This window comes from Evansella halocellulosilytica (assembly GCF_002335745.1).
GTDB lineage: Bacteria > Bacillota > Bacilli > Bacillales > Salisediminibacteriaceae > Bacillus_CA > Bacillus_CA halocellulosilytica.
On record NZ_NIST01000001.1, the window covers coordinates 4,260,549 to 4,274,916 of the forward strand.

A 14,368-nucleotide genomic window follows, 5' to 3' on the forward strand; every position below is an offset into this window, starting at 1 on the left:
ACCGTTCGTCCGTGACGGACGAGTTGAGATCCCTTCGAGCTTGATCGAAGTAGCTCAACCGTTCGTCCGTGGCAAAGAAAACACCGTGAATACGAACAAAGTGAAGTAAGAGCGGATGTCGCACTTGTGCCCTGGGGTGAAAGCAAGCAGTATACCTTCCAACTATTCTTACTTTTAAAGAGCTCTCACGAATACAACCCTTAAAGGTTTATTTTCACACAGGCAGAGCCTGTGGTTTAAAAAGAATATAATTGAAAAAGTTGAGACATTTATTTTGTCTCAACTTTTTTGTGCTTCATAGAGATTCATTCTATCTGTTAACATGAGAATTTTTTCAACAATATGATTAGCAGCATGTGGCTTCTTTATTTTTTTTGCCAGCGATGTCATTTCTTCATAAACATCTTGCTCATATAAAAGAGTTGCTATCACTTTAGGAAGCTGGTCATCTTGATCAACCTTAATCGCTGCTCCTGTCTGTGATAAATATTGTGCATTATGTTCTTCATGTCCTGGTACAGGTTTGTATATAACCATAGGTGTTTCACAAGCGAGCGCTTCACTCAAAGTAAGCCCTCCAGCTTTCGATATAATCGCATCACACGCTTTTAAATATTGCATAAAATGGTTAGTAAATCCAACAACTTTTACTGTATGCTTTGTTTCCTGTTTTAAAATTTTCTTTTTCACTTTCTCATTATGCCCTACCATACAGATTACTTGAATTTGATCTTTTATATATTCTAAAGACTGGATGACTTTTACATAATCTGTTAAGCCAATCCCACCTCCCGCAATTAAGATTATTTTTCTCTGTCTGTCTAAACCTAATTCATTTCTAACATATGCTTTTGATTTCGTAAAACAGGTATTTTCACATATCGGTATTCCTGTTGAATAAAAGCGATGTGAATGAACATTGTGTACGTTAGCAAAAGGTTCGATATCATTAGAAGCTGTAAAATAACCGTCAATTTCTTCTCTTAAATAAGCAGGATGCAGTACGAAATCGGTAATCACCGTATATAAAGGAATATTTACTTTTTTTACTTGCTTTACTCTAGTCAAAAATGCCGTAACAAATGGATGTGTAGAGATTAAAAATGGACATTCTTCCTTTATCATCATCGAATACAAATGATCAACAAATAAAGTTCCAAAACGATCCAATAGTAAGAATAACGGTTGCTTTTCTGCTTTAAAATACATCCTCCCCCATAGAGATGGGGTCACCTTCAATAATTGAATATAACTTCTCACCATAAACGTATGAAGGAATGGATGAATCGCATGAAACGTATCAATGATTCGAGGATTATAACCTTGCTTTAGAAATTCTTGCTGAATTGCTTTTGCTGCCTGATTATGACCTTGTCCAATCGAAGCAGAAAAAATTAATGGCCGCCCTTTCATGTTATTTCCTCTCTTTCCTAATAACCACAAGCATCCTCCTCATTCTTAACAGTATCTTTCCAAAATGTGTTCGGATTGATACATTTGTTCTGCATTCAAAACGAGGAAAGTGTTTCAGAAACATTCATGCCCACCATTTACATAATTCAAGCAAAGTTTGGCCAAACTACATTTAATATTGACTTTATTAGGCTCTTTTCGCCATTTTTAACATTCGTACTAAACGTTTTGGAATCAATGTTTTTATAAAAAATGAAAGGGAGATTAAGATGAAACCTTTATTAAAGAAATGTCTAAAATCGTTAAAATTAAATATAAGAGAAACGATTTTTTCAATTTTCGCCTTCGAGTATGAACATATTATGAACGATGAGAGTTTCGTTCATAAAAATTATCGTGCCTCTAGTCATACGTCTAACAGGCCTGAGATTATTCATGTACATACTCAGCGGTCAGAAAAGTAGATCGCTTTTGTTGGGGTGCAATGTAGATTGATTTGAAAATAATGATGGCAGGGTGCCCTACACAACACGAAGGGCATCCTTTTCAATACGGAGATTTACCGGGCTTTCCATCATTGGTTCACCATCGCTATGAATAAATATTGGTGATTCACTTCTAACGAGAACTTCTTTTCCTTTTAACAAGATAACGTCTTCTTTTTTAATGTGCTCTCCCTTATACGCCTTCGGAAACAAATTAATTAATTGCCATTTAGACATCCCTTTTACGATACAAAGATCAAGGAATCCATCGTCAAAAGAAGCATCGGGACAGATCGTAATTCCACCGCCATAATTCGGTGCATTTGCAACAGCGACAAGCCAAACATCGTCAAAAGTCATTTCAGTCCCATCTATCGTTAAGTGAATCGTTGTAGGATGATATGATTTAAGTGTTTCTAATAAACTGATTGCATATGTTAAACCACCTAAACGAAAGTGATTAAGATATCGTTTGTATACGGATTGATTAACTGTATTTGCTACTTTTCCGTCTAATCCAATTCCTGTTACAGTTAAACAATATTGTTTTCCAACATGAAGTAAATCCACTTGCCTCCACTTATTCGTTAAAATTCTCTCCAAAGCCTCTATATAATTCATCGGTACTCCTAAACATCGGGCAAAATCGTTTCCTGATCCTGCAGGTATCATTCCTAACGCCACTTCACGATGAGCTAGTTCATTTGCTACGTGATGAATTGTCCCATCACCACCGACAGCGATAATTGTTTTAACATCATGAGTCAAAAGATCATTTACTGCTTTTTTACAATCATCCGGACTATGAGTAAAGTGAGCTAAAAATGGATGAGCTTTTTTCGTCATTAGCCGCTCCACTCGCTTCCATACTCGATACCCTTTTCCATTTCCAGATGTCCCATTTATAATAAATCCAATCATTTTTTATCCTCCAAACAGCTATATTATGCAAAACAATAAAAATATGAATCGTCCTTAATATTTTGACAACATAATAATTTACTCATGAATCAAACATTCTATGTATAATTTTAGTTATTTTAGAAAATATTATTCCTAAACATGGAAATTCACTAAGTTCTTTCCATAAAACATCAAGGAGGGAGCCAATATGAACTCTTTTACGATTACAGGACAGACACAAACCTCATTTATTGAATGGCTGTTAGATGGAATTCGACATACATTTATTGATTATCAGTATATATATCACACAAACTCAGAAGACGATATTAACCTCGTCTTTCATGTCGTTGACCGCGAAAATCCAAAGCCATACCGAAGGAAATCTCAAGGAACATTCGTTGTATCAATTGTAGAGGCAGACGATACCCCAGAAGACATTCACCGGGAGGCTTACCCTTATTTAGTCAGGAGTTTAGCAAATCATTTAATGTATATTGTAAAAACAGAAAAAGTGATAACGTTTTACTTTTTAACTCCTGAACAAGGGCGTTACAGCATATCCTTTAATAAACAAGAAGATGACGACAGTGATTTATTTAAACAAATATTTAATCGTCTTAAACCTCTTGCTTCATCAAAACTTGTTATTAACAATGATTTTTATGAAGACTTACCTGAACCACTTTGGCAAGGGGATGATGTGACTGAATCTTTACGGGAATCTGGCAAAAAATTAGACAGACTGAATCTTCTTCCCGCTCCATTTCCTTTGGAAGAAGTATTAACTCCACGAGACATTCGCCATTTAAAGAAATTGTATGGAATTGGCGGCTTAAGCTACGGTAACTTAAGTGCACGTAAAGATGACAGCCATTTTTGGATGAGCGCTAGTGGTATTGATAAGTCAAACATGCAACATGTTGGAAAAGATTTTCTATATATTTCTGGCTATGATATTGAAAAAAATGCAATGAAAGTAAGTATTCCACCTAAGGTCACACCAAAACGGGCTTCTGTTGATGCAATTGAGCATTGGATGATCTATAAAGAACATCCTGGTGTAGGAGCTATCGTCCATATTCACGCTTGGATGGATGGCATTGATGCAACTGAATTTAATTATCCATGCGGCACAGTTGATTTAGCTAATTCTGTCGCTCAGTTAGTTAAAGAAGCTGAAGATCCTACCCGAGCTGTAATTGGGTTAAAAAACCATGGACTTACGATTACCGGGCGAAACCTTGAAGATATTTTCGAAAGAATTGATGGGAAGATCATTCCGCAAGTGCCAATGCAATAACAATAATGATAAACCATTTCTGATTAGCATGAACGAGGTGATGGAATGAAGGCTGTACAGTTTGACTTAAATATTCCTAAGTATGCAATTAGTAAAGCGATGGGCAAAGTAAATCCATCGCTTTATGTAAATTCACCGCTCTCTTGTCTTCAATTAAGAGATGTTGAACCTCCTCCTCTCCCCAATGAACATTGGGTAGAAGTAAAAGTAAAGTACGGTGGAATATGCGGTAGTGATTTAAATCTAATCTCATTGAAAGATAGCCCAGCAACGTCTCCTTTTATCTCATTTCCATTTACGATGGGGCACGAAATTGTCGGAACGATATCAAAAACAGGGAAACTCGTAAAAGGACATCATGTGGGGGAACGAGTTGTGATCGACCCTTTGCTCGCTTGCAGCGTAAGAGGTATAGATCCACTATGTCCAGAATGTAAAAAAGGAAACTATCACCTTTGTCATCACATGAATGACGGCACGATCTCTCCTGGATTATTAACTGGTACTTGTAAAGATACAGGTGGAGGCTGGGGAAATTATATTGTCGCACACGAAAGTCAAGTGATTAAACTTCCGGACAATGTCAGTAATACGAATGGGGTTTTAGTTGAACCGTTCAGCTGTGCATTGCACACTGTTATGCAAAATCCACCGAAACAATCAGATATTGTGCTTGTTATCGGTGCTGGAGTTATTGGAATTTGTTTAATTGCGGCATTGAGGGCATTAAATTACTCGTGCAATATTGTTGTTTTAGTTAAATATCCGTTTCAAGGGGAGCTCGCTTCACAGTTTGGTGCTGATGAGGTCATCTATATTAGCCGCGGAAAAGATTATCTTTCAAATGCAGCACAATCAATGAATGCCCACGTGCTACATCCGATATTTGGAGAACCGATCGTCCATGGAGGAGCAGATATTGTCTATGAATGTGTCGGTAATAAAAAGAGTTTACATGATGCCATCCGTTTTACCCGTAAAGGGGGAAAATTAGTTTTATTAGGATTAGCGAGCTTCATCGAAAACCTTGATATGACAATGATTTGGTTAAATGAATTAGAAATTAAAGGTAGTTTCACTTATAGTACTGAAATGTACCATGGACAACAAAAACGAACATTGCAAATTGCAGTAGATTTAATGAAGGAAGGCAAAGTTGATCTTTCTCCACTTGTGACTCATTGTTTTTCGTTAGAAAATTATCGAGAAGCGATCGCAGCCGCTACAAATAAGAAGAAAGAAAATACGATGAAAGTGATCTTTGAACCTAAGTCAAACCATTCACAATGAGTCTAGATAAAAAAAGTCGAAGGCAACCTAATAGTATTTAAGGGCAGCCTTCGACTTTTTTATAGTATTCAGATTCACTATCACCGGACGCTTCACCTCTAGTCACAAGTACAACATCCGAGCTCACTTCACTTCGTTTGTAATCACGGTGATTTCTTTGCTGCGGGGGAAATGCCTCAACTTCCTAGGTGGAACGCTGTGTGCACTTAGGGGATTTTGACCATTGCTTTTCCCACTGGCATCACCGACTTTCGCTGTTTCCAGTACATGATTTTATATTAATGACATACGAATCGCAAAACGAGTTGGAATAAGTTACATTCCAGCTCATTTTCCTCATTTTAAAAGGGGGTTAAGTCCCCCTGTAGTTTACTATATGCCGATCATTCTACAGAAGAAAAGCTGCTATGTTAGTTTTTATTTTCATTATGGAGGTATTCGATTTCTTCTTTATCTTCATTATAATCAACGTAAAAGTCTTCATTATCAAAATACCATTCATCTTTTTTTTCCACATAAAATTGAATTCCATCTTTTTCAAATGATACAGCAGGATCCTCTGGCTCCTTTTCAGCTACTCCTAAGGAAAAGCCTGTTTGGAAATTCCCGCAGCCTCCATATCTTACAAAAAACTGGACAAAATCGCCTTTATTTAATTGTAGTTCGTCTTTAAACCACGTTATTGCTTGGTCTGTTACGGTCATCTTCAAGATGATCCCCTCCTGGCTGATTAGATCTATTCTCTTATATTCCCCATATTGTAAGGTCTAAAACGAGAGGAATTATGAATGTATTGTACAAAATCTATACGACTCATGAAAAATATGAACTCCATTAGGTTTATTGGAAAACTGAGATTGATAAAACGTCCTTTTTTCAGTTTTACTGTTTAGCCTCCGCTCACTGGTGGAATAAATGCCACGACATCCCCATCTCGTACAGGTGTCTGTTCTTCAGCATATTCTTCATTGATCGCAGCCATTGCATTGTTTATTCCTGTTAGTTCAGGATATTGCTCTAGCAAATGACGTCTAAGCTCCTGAACATTTATGTCCGTTGCCTCTAACGTAAGTTCCCTTTGGCCAACAATATCTTGTAACTCTGCAAATAATAATATTCGGATCATGTTACGTCCTCCTCTCGCGGCTTTCCTTCCGGATAAGGTTTTTTCTCGAGCTGATCACCGATCCACTTTTCCCCATCTTCCCAATGCTCCTTCTTCCAAATTGGTACAATTTCTTTTATTCGTTCAATCGCATAACGGCTCGCCGCAAAAGCATCATTACGATGTGGGGTGGAAACAGCAATAACAACAGCGATGTCAGAAATATTCAGTTCTCCAATTCGGTGTGTAATGGCCACTTTTGCATCTGGGTATTGATCTTTTATTTCATCACCAATTTGTGAAAGTTTTTTTTCAGCCATTGGTACATAGGCATCATACTTTAAGTATAATGTTCGTTTCCCCTTCGTCATCTCTCTAACGGTACCAATAAATGTATTAATTGCACCAGCATTCCGGTCAACAACCTTGTTTAAAACATCTTGAATGACAATGTCATCATTAGTAATGTTAAATAACTTTTCTGTCTCCATTAATGTTCCTCCTGCTCTATTAATGATGTTATGATCGTATCAAGATAGTTATTTTTTTCAGACATATGAAAAACTGGAATTGATAGTTTATTTTTTAACGCCTCTCGTTGATTCTCTTTCCAACAAATGATGAATTTCACATTTTCACACTCTTCTATGAGTAGAGCATCTTGTTCATTTTTAAGAAGAAGAACTTTTTGATATTTCTCCTTTTTAAAACCTTCAATCAATAAGAAGTCAAAACTAATTTCACTGTAAAATCGAATGAGCTGTTCTAGCGAAAGCTTTCGCCCTTCTACTTGGATTTGGAGTTCATTCGAACTAGCGACAATGGAACCGACTGCCCCTGCTTGACGATGCTTAAATGAATCGGTTTCTTGGTCAATCGAGCGTAATTTTGATTCATGCCCATGGTGTTTGATCGTAACAGCCGAATAGCCCAAATGCACAGCTCTTTTTATTAGTTCTGTAATAAAAGTAGTCTTACCGCTATTAGAAAAACCTACTACCTGTAATATCTTTCTCTTACTTGTAGTCATGTTGATTTCCTTTTTTTCTTTTCGTCCATAAAAGGTACAGCACTTCCTTCAGAGTTTAACAACAGGATATCGACATCATCTCCCGCTTTATATCCACGTGTTCCTCCCGGTACTGCAACTAAACAGTCTGAATGAGCTAATGATGTGACAACTTGTGATTTATCCATCCCAACTGGAGAAGCAAACACTTTTCCGTCCTTAAAATGAAGTTTACTTCTAATAAATCGAGTAAAAGGATTCGGTTTCGGGAAGTCTTTATCCAACGTTCCTCTAATGGTTTCAATGTAAGGAAGCTCGGAAAGCAAATATGATTTAATCCATGGACGGGCATACATTTCGAATCCAACAAAACATGCTGATGGATTCCCCGACAACCCGAAAAGCAGTTTTCCATCTTTTTCAGCGACTGTCGTCACACTGCCCGGACGCATTGCAATTTTATTAAATAAAACATTTGCTCCTAATTTTGAGTAAATTTCCGGTAAATAGTCAAAGTCACCGACTGAGACTCCACCAGTTGTTATTAAAATATCTACTTTCTCTAAGGATTCCTTTACTGCGCGATAGCACTCATCAAAGTCATCAATCAATTTTCCGAAATAACGAGGTTCCCCGCCAGCTTTCCTTACTTGTGAGGAAATCATATAAGCATTACTATTTCGAATTTTCCCTGGAGTAAGAGGTTCTTCTACGTCTAACAATTCTGTTCCAGTTGCATAAATACCAATGACCGGTTTTTTTACAACAGGAACGTTTTTATATCCAAATGTAGAGAGGACAGCAATCGTTCCAGCATTTATTTTTGTACCTGGTTTGATTAGTTTGTCTCCCTTCTTCGTTTCTTCTCCTTCAAACGAAACGAAATCACCCGATTTAAACGGCCGTTTAATTTCAATAAATGATTTATTTTCCTCTTGCCGTTCACTTGCCAATTCAAACATGACAATAGCATCGCAGCCTTCGGGCATCATTGTACCTGTCATAACCCGGGTTGCTTGTCCTTGTTTAACCTTTTCAGACGATACCCCGCCAGCTCCGATCGTTTCTATTACTTCAAGTATTACGGGGTTATCTTTGCTCGCACTTTTCGTATCTTCACTTCTTACAGCAAATCCATCGAGAGGTGAACGGTCAAATGGCGGAATATTATGGTCTGCTTTTATATTTTCTGCAAGATACCTTCCTTCACAGTGCTCGATATCTACATACTCAATAGAACCTGTTTTTCGATAATCCATTACTCGGTTTATTGCATCGTTTACGTATATTGGCTGTCGTTCTTCAAACATGTTCCTCTTCACACCTTTCAACTACTCTAACGATAGTTTACCAGTAGTTAACCATTAGATGAAACTATAAACATATTCTAAACTGTACTAATTTGTGTCAGAATTGTGTCAAAATTGTGTCGGTGCCAGGTACCTAGGATAATATGGGATTTCTTTGTACGTGGAGTGTTTATTTATAGTACTATAAAAAGCACTGATGTGAACAATCAGTGCTTCTATACGTTACTCTTCCGCTGTTAACAAAAATTCAATGTCGTCGATAATTGGGTCTAATTCAAAACTACTGTCTCCGTCATAAAAACGAACAATTTCTCCGTCACGATTCATAAGATAAAAGCGTGTTGGATGCATAATATCATTTTGTTCTGGGATTGCTTGAATATTTGCTTTAAAGGATGCCAGAACGAAATCTTGAAGATCTTCTTCCGAGTAACCTGTAACAAAGTCCCAATTTTCAAAGTTTGCCCCATATGATTCACCATAATCTTCGAGACGCTCTGGTGTATCAAACTCTGGGTCTACGGTAAATGAAACGATTCGAACGTCTAAATCTCTGTCAATGAGCTCTTCCTGTAAACTGACCATATTAGGTGTCATCGTCATACAAACAGTTGGGCATCGGGTAAAAATCGTTTTTGCCAGCCACCATTCTCCTTCTAAATCTTCGTTCGTCATTTCTTCTCCATTTTGGTTCACTGCCGAAAATTCAGTGACTTCAAAGTCTTCTTCTGACTGTGTAACATCAATGATCGCATTCGATTCTGGCGGCTGTGGTTCTTGATATAAGAAGCTACAGCCTGACAAAAAGACCATACTGATGAATAACAATCCTGATTTCCAATAACTCATCAATGTTTCTCCCCAATCTTTCTCTATCTTGACTATTATGATTTGCTCGTCTGCACCATCTCATATTCTTTAAATTCGACTTCATTTCGAGATGATTTATCTCTAGTCATCCATTGCTTAAAGATATACCCAATCGCAACCCCATACACAAGTTCCTGAATTACTTTCATTAGCGCACCGCCAAGCTGTTGATCATGTAACGGTGAGAGGGGAGCAATTGACTGTTCACCAGAAAATACTTCAAATGGAATATCAGCTCCCGGCGGAATACAATAGCTAATGGCCATTGCCCAAGTGTTCGGGTCTGTATATGTAGCATACAAAGGGGAACCTGCAAAAATAATTAACGCACAAGCAGGTGTAATGAGAGCACCATTTGCAAACATATAACCGATCTTTTTTAATTCAGATAGTTCATACCTCGTCTCAAGTCTCGGTGTTAAGTGCCACCACATAATCGCTGCTGCAAATAGCATACCGAGCTGATAAACATTGTGCCAGCCTTCATTTGTTAATAAGTTATCAAAGTTAGACGGCATATGATAAAACGAGAATAACGCATTAAAGAGAATAAGACCTAATATCGGATAACCGACAACTAGGAAAAAGTTCCGAATCCATTTAAACTGTGCAAAAAAGTTAAAAAACCAAGATGGTAACCCTAATAATAAAAGCGGCGGGGCAATTAAGTATACAATTGCCATCGATAGCATATGCATACTAAGCATAATATGCCCTAATACGTATAAAGGTCCCCCAAAACCAAAGTAAACAGCGAGGAGGCCAAGATGAAAATATACTATCCGCTTAGTCGATACAGGCTCTGCATCCTTAGAAAATTTATTTCTCAAAGGTCCTGTTATCATAAAATATAATGCACTAATCATCATTAGTACGATAATTAATTCCGGGGTCCAGATCGTCCATGCAGAGAACGTGGAAAAAAATTGCTCCATCGTTCTTCCTCCTTATTAAAGAAATTTCATTACTTATTTTATTCATAATACCAACTTATAAACAAATGATACATAATTATATAAAAATAAATATTTTTGACAAGGCTCAAGCCAAGTATAGTATATTTATATCATGATTGCATTGTAAATCCTACATAATTACTATGGAAACAATAGTAACGGCTGGAAATCAACTACCATATGCCAATCTATCATAATCATAGGAGGTCATTAATCGTGCAACCACATATTATCGCTGTCGATTTGGACGGAACATTGCTAACAGACGACAAAAATATTTCATTAAAGAACCGGACAGCGTTAGCAAAAGTTAGAGAGTTAGGCCATAAGGTTGTCATCGCCACGGGCAGACCTTATCGTGCTAGTAAAGCTTACTACGAAGAGTTGTTTTTAGACACACCGATGGTTAACTTTAATGGTGCATTTATTCACCACCCGAAAAACGAAAAAGACTTCCAACCTATCCATACTCCTTTAAACAAAAATCTCGCAAAAACAATTATCGAAACGTGTGAATCTTTTCAAGTTCAAAATATTATGGTGGAGATCATGGATGAATATTATTTACGTTATTTAAACAAAGGATTTGCTGATGCATTTACACTCGGGCAATCACCTGTTGATTACGGAAATTTGCACCAGCTGCTAAATGATGACCCAACATCCATTCTTATTCACCCTGAAGAAAACAATGAACAACAACTAAGAGCTTTGCTTAAAGAAGCCCATGCAGAAGTTATTGATCAACGTTCTTGGGGGGCACCATGGCATGTTATTGAAATTGTGAAAGCTGGCCTGAACAAAGCCGTCGGTCTTAAAGAAATTTCCCAATACTTTCAAATCCCGAAAGAACGCATTATTGCATTTGGAGATGAAGACAATGATCTCGAAATGATTGAATACGCCGGGTGTGGTGTTGCAATGGGAAATGCGATTCATGAATTAAAATCCATTGCTAATGAACAAACATCAACGAATGAAGAACACGGAATCGCCGAATTTTTATCAGAACGTTTTCGTTTTGAATTATAATTTGATCTAACAAAATATAAGTATAATTGATAAATCATTGCTTTTAATACGAAAAAAATGAATATTTAATGAACAAGAGGCTCTTTTTTAAGAGTCCTCTTTTTTATAACCTATCAGTCCGAAAAAATCCGGTCATTATTCAGATAAATTCGTGCATCCTAATTGTGAAACAATAATGAGAGGAGGACTTTCTTTGAGTAAACGTTCACGAGGAAAACGTTTTATAAAGCAGAGTGAAGATGCTGTTGCACCGAAAAATGAACGATGGGAAGATGTCCATACGTATGCTGAAAATGAAAAAAATAGGAAAGGAAAACGGTCATAATGGCAAATCAAATATTTCAACGTGCTTATAAAGCAGTAGATGCAGCTAACGAAGCCATGAAAGAAGCCCATACCCCTGAAGCTCAAGCAGAAGCAACTGAAAAAGTAAGGAGAGCAAAACAAGCACTGTCACAAGCTTTTGCGGATTCTTCTGTTGCAGAAAAAGAGCAATTATCAGAGCTTCAAAATACGTTTTACGAAACTTCACAAGAATATCTGACTGAAGGAGACCTATAATATAATGATTTGAGCCACGCATCATTGAATGCAGGCTCTTTTTTTGGAATTGCAGTCGAACTTACAGCGAAGACATGTTAAAATTTTAGTGCTATCAATTGACGATACGAGAGATATAATGGGGAGAATGTGACTTTTACTCGAGGAGGAACAAAATGCAAATTTATAAAGTGTCCAAAAATGCACCACCAGAAATGAGGTCAAACATAACTACACTTATGATGGAACAGATGGATGCATTAAGTGTAAACATGGGTGAGGAAGAATTGTTAAAAACAATCGATCTTGCATTATCTGAACATTCCGGTGCAGAAATATTTATAGCCGAAAAGGATGATGAAGTCATTGGCTGTGCATTTCTTAACTCAGGAATCGGTTTAGATAAAGGCGGACCATATATTTGGCTGAATGATTTATACGTTAAGAAAATATATCGAAGACAAGGTGTTGCAAAAAAATTACTCTTAAAAGTATTGTATTGGGCTGAACAAGAAAACTTTAAAGGAATTGAATTAGAAACTGGTATTAACAATATTGCAACAAAGAAATTATATAATTCATTAGGATTTTACGACATCATTTCAAAAAGGTATGGTAGACAATTATAATCATTCGCCAAAAAGAGGCTTGCTCAACAGCAAAAAGACCAGTCACTCCAATCGTTTTTAATCACGATGATTCGATTTCGTAGACATTGGAGTGAACCGGTCACTTCATTTTGAGTCAGTCTCTTTTTTCGCATAATGAGAATTCCGTTTCCTTTCTCCACTTTTTTAGAAAAGGTAAGTTACGAGCGCTAAGCCCCCTATCGCTCCTCCGACTACAACGATTAAAGGCGCGCCAGCATAAGCTAAACCAATAGCAATACCTGCTCCTGCCATCGCAAATCCTAAATGATCATGAAACGTTAAGATCCCTGGAAAAATAAGTGCTCCAAGAACAGCATATGGTACCCTTGCAAGCATTCGCTTAGACCATTTTGGCCATGACTCTGTTTGTAGCATAATAAGAGGCATAACTCTTGGTATATATGTGACCATCCCCATCCCGATAATCATTAATACAATGGACATATTCAAGCTTCATCTGCCTCCTTCTCCTTAATAAACGATTGCTCAATCACTTCAAATAATACGACTGCAGCTATTGTTGCAAACATAATTGCCCATCCTGTAGACATCCATAAGTGAAAAATAGAGTGAAAGATTCCGCCTAAAATTGCCAGGATCACGACTACTTTCCCTTCCTTCTTAATTGCCGGAACGAGTAAGGCAACGAACAGAGCGTACAAAGCGATTGCCATACTTTCTTGTAAAATATTCGGTAAAAAGGAACCAGCAAAAAATCCGATCCCAGTAAAGGTAACCCAGCTCATATAGGCAATTACTGCTGTTCCAATTATAGAAGCCGAACGCACAGGTGGATCGTTTGTCGATGCAACGGCAAATACTTCATCGGTCAACCCAAAAGCATAAAAAGCCCTTATTTTCTTAGAAGATTTTTCAGCTCTTTCATGTATAGAGGCACTCATTAATAAATGGCGAAAATTCACAATAAAGGTTGCAAGAATGACTTCTAAAGGTCCAGAACCTAATGCGATCATAGATAAAGCCATGTATTGAGCTGCCCCTGCGAAAACGACCATACTCATTAACACAGCTTCAAATACTGTTAACCCTGTCGTACCAGCGATTAACCCAAATGTTAGTGCAACAGGCATATAACCGATCGCAATTGGAATTCCATCTAATACTCCTTTTCGCAATGCTGAAACGTGAACACTTTCGTATGTATTCGTGATTGTCCCCATCGTAACGTCTCCATTCTTTCAAAAATTGAAAATTTTATATCATTTTACTCCTCACCCCCACTCCTCTGTCAAGACTTAAGTGTTTTAAATGACTAAAGTAATATAATAGCTTGGATAGACTTATTATTTGAATCAATTTCATAATTCATCTTATTAAAAATGATTACAGTCTCAGAATTTGTTTATTTTGCTTTTTTAATTTGTACACTTTTTATTTGGATCGCAGTTGAAATACATACACTTCGCTTTCCGCGGGCACAGCTTCAGCTAACTTTGGAAAGCTTTCCAAAGTGGATCTTCAGCTCGCGCTGTTCCCGCAGG

General features: G+C 37.2%; 18 protein-coding genes. 7 read left to right on the forward strand and 11 right to left on the reverse strand.

Features of this window, described 5'->3' with window-relative positions; translation table 11 throughout:
• Positions 1-279: 279 nt before the first annotated feature.
• Positions 280-1,413, reverse strand: coding sequence for an MGDG synthase family glycosyltransferase (locus tag CD001_RS20260; RefSeq protein WP_142303619.1), 1,134 nt, complete (start codon positions 1,411-1,413; stop codon positions 280-282).
• Between the two features lie 269 nt (positions 1,414-1,682).
• On the opposite strand from CD001_RS20260, the gene CD001_RS20265 reads away from it, so the two are divergent.
• Positions 1,683-1,877: a hypothetical protein gene (locus CD001_RS20265; RefSeq protein WP_096189413.1), complete on the forward strand. Its 195-nt coding sequence runs from the start codon at positions 1,683-1,685 to the stop codon at positions 1,875-1,877.
• 57 nt (positions 1,878-1,934) lie between these two features.
• On the opposite strand, the gene CD001_RS20270 is transcribed toward CD001_RS20265, so the two are convergent.
• Positions 1,935-2,819: a diacylglycerol/lipid kinase family protein gene (locus CD001_RS20270; protein ID WP_096189414.1), complete on the reverse strand. Its 885-nt coding sequence runs from the start codon at positions 2,817-2,819 to the stop codon at positions 1,935-1,937.
• 190 nt (positions 2,820-3,009) lie between these two features.
• Between CD001_RS20270 and CD001_RS20275 the strand changes: the two genes are divergently transcribed.
• Positions 3,010-4,104 (forward strand): class II aldolase/adducin family protein, encoded by a 1,095-nt coding sequence (locus tag CD001_RS20275; protein ID WP_096189415.1) that lies wholly within the window; start codon positions 3,010-3,012, stop codon positions 4,102-4,104.
• A 45-nt stretch (positions 4,105-4,149) separates the two neighbouring features.
• On the forward strand, positions 4,150-5,394 hold the full coding sequence (locus tag CD001_RS20280) for a zinc-dependent alcohol dehydrogenase (RefSeq protein ID WP_096189416.1): 1,245 nt from the start codon (positions 4,150-4,152) through the stop codon (positions 5,392-5,394).
• Positions 5,395-5,804: 410 nt separating this feature from the next.
• On the opposite strand, the gene CD001_RS20285 is transcribed toward CD001_RS20280, so the two are convergent.
• The 7 genes from CD001_RS20285 to ctaG form a co-directional block, all read right to left on the reverse strand.
• Positions 5,805-6,104 carry a HesB/YadR/YfhF family protein gene (locus tag CD001_RS20285; protein WP_096189417.1) on the reverse strand — a complete coding sequence of 100 codons (300 nt, stop codon included), beginning with the start codon at positions 6,102-6,104 and terminating at the stop codon, positions 5,805-5,807.
• Positions 6,105-6,283: 179 nt separating this feature from the next.
• Positions 6,284-6,520, reverse strand: coding sequence for a molybdopterin converting factor subunit 1 (gene moaD / locus CD001_RS20290; protein ID WP_096189419.1), 237 nt, complete (start codon positions 6,518-6,520; stop codon positions 6,284-6,286).
• Positions 6,517-6,990 carry a molybdenum cofactor biosynthesis protein MoaE gene (locus CD001_RS20295; RefSeq protein ID WP_096189420.1) on the reverse strand — a complete coding sequence of 158 codons (474 nt, stop codon included), beginning with the start codon at positions 6,988-6,990 and terminating at the stop codon, positions 6,517-6,519. Before CD001_RS20295 ends, moaD begins: the two co-directional genes overlap by 4 nt.
• Positions 6,990-7,529, reverse strand: coding sequence for a molybdopterin-guanine dinucleotide biosynthesis protein B (gene mobB, locus CD001_RS20300; RefSeq protein ID WP_096189422.1), 540 nt, complete (start codon positions 7,527-7,529; stop codon positions 6,990-6,992). Before mobB ends, CD001_RS20295 begins: the two co-directional genes overlap by 1 nt.
• Positions 7,526-8,818 (reverse strand): molybdopterin molybdotransferase MoeA, encoded by a 1,293-nt coding sequence (locus CD001_RS20305; RefSeq protein WP_096189423.1) that lies wholly within the window; start codon positions 8,816-8,818, stop codon positions 7,526-7,528. The genes mobB and CD001_RS20305 overlap by 4 nt, the downstream gene beginning before the upstream one ends.
• Positions 8,819-9,040: 222 nt before the next feature.
• Positions 9,041-9,667 (reverse strand): SCO family protein, encoded by a 627-nt coding sequence (locus tag CD001_RS20310; RefSeq protein WP_096189424.1) that lies wholly within the window; start codon positions 9,665-9,667, stop codon positions 9,041-9,043.
• A gap of 35 nt (positions 9,668-9,702) precedes the next feature.
• The gene (gene ctaG / locus CD001_RS20315; RefSeq protein ID WP_096189425.1) at positions 9,703-10,623 is read right to left on the reverse strand and encodes a cytochrome c oxidase assembly factor CtaG; all 921 of its coding nucleotides are present in this window, start codon (positions 10,621-10,623) and stop codon (positions 9,703-9,705) included.
• 234 nt (positions 10,624-10,857) lie between these two features.
• Here ctaG and CD001_RS20320 point away from each other — a divergent pair, with 234 nt between their 5' ends.
• The 4 genes from CD001_RS20320 (at position 10,858) to CD001_RS20330 (ending at position 12,845) form a co-directional block, all read left to right on the forward strand.
• On the forward strand, positions 10,858-11,676 hold the full coding sequence (locus tag CD001_RS20320) for a Cof-type HAD-IIB family hydrolase (RefSeq protein WP_096190699.1): 819 nt from the start codon (positions 10,858-10,860) through the stop codon (positions 11,674-11,676).
• Positions 11,677-11,869: 193 nt separating this feature from the next.
• A complete protein-coding gene (locus CD001_RS27035; protein ID WP_257009880.1) occupies positions 11,870-12,001 on the forward strand; it encodes a hypothetical protein in 132 nt (43 codons plus the stop codon).
• The gene (locus CD001_RS20325) at positions 12,001-12,237 is read left to right on the forward strand and encodes a DUF3813 domain-containing protein (protein ID WP_096189427.1); all 237 of its coding nucleotides are present in this window, start codon (positions 12,001-12,003) and stop codon (positions 12,235-12,237) included. Before CD001_RS27035 ends, CD001_RS20325 begins: the two co-directional genes overlap by 1 nt.
• Positions 12,238-12,392: 155 nt before the next feature.
• Positions 12,393-12,845: a GNAT family N-acetyltransferase gene (locus CD001_RS20330; RefSeq protein ID WP_096189428.1), complete on the forward strand. Its 453-nt coding sequence runs from the start codon at positions 12,393-12,395 to the stop codon at positions 12,843-12,845.
• A 165-nt stretch (positions 12,846-13,010) separates the two neighbouring features.
• On the opposite strand, the gene CD001_RS20335 is transcribed toward CD001_RS20330, so the two are convergent.
• Both CD001_RS20335 and CD001_RS20340 read right to left on the reverse strand, forming a co-directional pair.
• Positions 13,011-13,310 carry an AzlD domain-containing protein gene (locus CD001_RS20335; RefSeq protein ID WP_096190700.1) on the reverse strand — a complete coding sequence of 100 codons (300 nt, stop codon included), beginning with the start codon at positions 13,308-13,310 and terminating at the stop codon, positions 13,011-13,013.
• A gap of 2 nt (positions 13,311-13,312) precedes the next feature.
• Positions 13,313-14,047, reverse strand: coding sequence for an AzlC family ABC transporter permease (locus CD001_RS20340; RefSeq protein WP_096189429.1), 735 nt, complete (start codon positions 14,045-14,047; stop codon positions 13,313-13,315).
• Positions 14,048-14,368: the final 321 nt, after the last annotated feature.